Here is a 2,271-nt window from a genome sequence, read left to right as displayed (position 1 = left end):
AGGGAAGAGAAGATGTAAAATTGAGATTATCCCTAACTAATTAGAAGATATTTTATGAGTATTAAACTATATTTGCTGCTAAGGTGCGAAGTGAAAATGATTACGGTGATAAGGCTGAGAAAGATATGGCTAGCAAACACCCTGATTATTTTGCGGCTGGTACACTGGTAGTTTGGGATGTAGATGTACTCAAAGAGGAAGTTATTAGAGTATATCGTGCTAGTAATCCTGAAGAACCGAAAGTTTATCGCCGTGGGGAGTTGCCTGAAGCTGAACCCGCAGCGCCAGGATGGACTATGTTAGTGGATAATTTGTTTGTTTAGCGATCGTCAACATACTATCATAAAATCATACCTTGGCAAGTGCGTAAACGTAGCGATCGCTTTTCGCTGTCGGTTAAGATGGCAACAACGTAAATATTAATATCATGGCTGAAACTGGCAGAATCAGGGTTGCTAAAGATAAGGCTGAGTTAGTGAAAGGTTTAACATCTTCAGATGGTGGAACAGGGCCTTTTAATACTTTTGCTGATGTGATTGTATTTGCAGCAGCTTTGGGTGCAAAACATAAAAGGCGGGTGGCTTTAGGAGAGATTTCTAAAAGGGAACCATCGCCAATTAGGATAGAGTATTTTGCCTCAATGGGAAATGATATTTTAATAAAATTATTAGCAATTAATGAAACTAAAGATATAAAAACACTATCTATTAATGAAGAGGAATATGAAAGACAACGCAATCATATATTTGAAGAGTACGCTAATGGTGGATTGGAAATATTGCAAAATGAATTGCGTGGGTCAGTAGATTATTCAGAGCGAATTTTATTATTTCTCAGTTATGAACGAACTACTAGGGAGAAACAAAATGAGGAATTTGATCTGACCAAATTCCTCTCTTGATTTTTAAGTGGTACTTGTAAGTAATGATTTACATCCACCCTAGCCTGATTTTTACTGTCTTGACTGCATCTGCTATAGGAGTTAGTTTATTTAAAATTTCGTAGTCACCACTAGCTGATTTCCTCACTAGATTAGTTTCCCAAAGACTGTTCTTTCGTGACCAGTCTAGCTGTGCTAGCTGTGAAATTTTTTGTTCATCAAAATAATTATTATCCTTGTTATAAATGGAGTATAGCAATCGCCCTAATACTTCGAGTCCAGCACTTACCCCTAACACAGAAGATTCCCTAAAAGCACCTGATTGATGAGGAGTAAGCTTGTCAATAGGTGTTTCAGAAATATCTTTTGTGTCTTTACATTCTGAGAAGAACTTATTCAAACACTTTGCTAAAGCTTCTGATAGTTGTTCAACATCATACCCTTTAAGTTCATCTTTTGTATTATCAGCAAATACACAACTCACAAAACGGGCTATAAAATTAGTTGTATAAATTAGTTTTTGACTAGCATTTTTACCAATTTTATTTGTTTTTTCATTAAACATTCCTACTTGTTCTATCAAATTTTTAGTAATGCCAACCCTACCTTCATACTCACCAAATGATAACAACAACGAGTTATCTAGTTGTTTTGTTTGAGCCATATCTCGGAAGTCAGTTTGGCACTGACGCTTGTCTCCCTCTAAAATCAATGTAATAGCAAACTGATCGCGACCAATTAAGTGGCTTTCATTACTAAAAATCAATTCGTGAATAGCCGTTTTACGGTGCTGTCCATCTGTAATATCTAGTTTAATTCCATTAGGAATAACGACTATACAAATTCCCCTACCTAATTCATGTATTTTTATATGTTGTTCATCAACATTAGCTGTAATTGTTCCTAAAACCCAGGGTTTGCCGACTTGAGCGCGTTCAACAACATAGTCTTTTATTTCTTTAGCATGACCTTTGACCTCTGGACGGTTCTTACCCGAATCAGGATCATTTTTAGTAGAAGGTTTAGCTTGAAGAAGAGCGGGCAAATCTTTGGCGGGTACATTAATTTGCAGCATTTTCCGCTTTCCCTGATGAAAAATCAGCCCTGGATAGCATGACTCTATATGGTTTTCCGAAAAAAGCGGCGCAACTAAGGTAATAAAATTAGCTTTAATCTCTGGGGAAACATTATTGTTACTATCCTGGTTTGTTTGAGTCATACAAATACCTGTAAAGTGGCAGATTACACTATACCCCTCTTCTGTCACTTTCCGGGTATTCTTAATAAAAGGATTAAAAGAAAAAACTCTGGAAGGTAAGCAGGGCAATGGATGTAGAATTACAAATCCTGAAACATTTGGCAAGAGACGCCCACCCAACAGTTGCGATCGT

Annotated in this window: 3 protein-coding genes; 2 read left to right on the top strand and 1 reads right to left on the bottom strand. The window is 36.8% G+C overall.

What is annotated here, in order from left to right; genetic code table 11:
• Positions 1-125 precede the first annotated feature (125 nt).
• A complete protein-coding gene (locus VE944_RS06055) occupies positions 126-323 on the top strand; it encodes a PDDEXK family nuclease (protein ID WP_324973743.1) in 198 nt (65 codons plus the stop codon).
• 104 nt (positions 324-427) lie between these two features.
• Positions 428-901 carry a DNA phosphorothioation-associated protein 4 gene (locus VE944_RS06050; RefSeq protein ID WP_324973740.1) on the top strand — a complete coding sequence of 158 codons (474 nt, stop codon included), beginning with the start codon at positions 428-430 and terminating at the stop codon, positions 899-901.
• Between the two features lie 28 nt (positions 902-929).
• Here the strand turns inward: VE944_RS06050 and VE944_RS06045 are convergent, their stop codons facing one another.
• On the bottom strand, positions 930-2,099 hold the full coding sequence (locus VE944_RS06045) for a DNA sulfur modification protein DndB (protein WP_414690103.1): 1,170 nt from the start codon (positions 2,097-2,099) through the stop codon (positions 930-932).
• Between the last annotated feature and the right edge of the window lie 172 nt (positions 2,100-2,271).

It is taken from the genome of Nostoc sp., assembly GCF_035638895.1.
GTDB lineage: Bacteria > Cyanobacteriota > Cyanobacteriia > Cyanobacteriales > Nostocaceae > Nostoc.
Note: the sequence above shows the minus strand (reverse complement) of the source record. Positions and strands in the feature narration are given on the sequence as shown.

Bases quoted from the DNA above. Each gene is read 5' to 3' on its own strand.
- VE944_RS06055 (WP_324973743.1), top strand. From the start codon at position 126: ATGGCTAGCAAACACCCTGATTATTTTGCGGCTGGTACACTGGTAGTT.
- VE944_RS06050 (WP_324973740.1), top strand. From the start codon at position 428: ATGGCTGAAACTGGCAGAATCAGGGTTGCTAAAGATAAGGCTGAGTTA.
- VE944_RS06045 (WP_414690103.1), bottom strand. From the start codon at position 2,099: ATGACTCAAACAAACCAGGATAGTAACAATAATGTTTCCCCAGAGATT.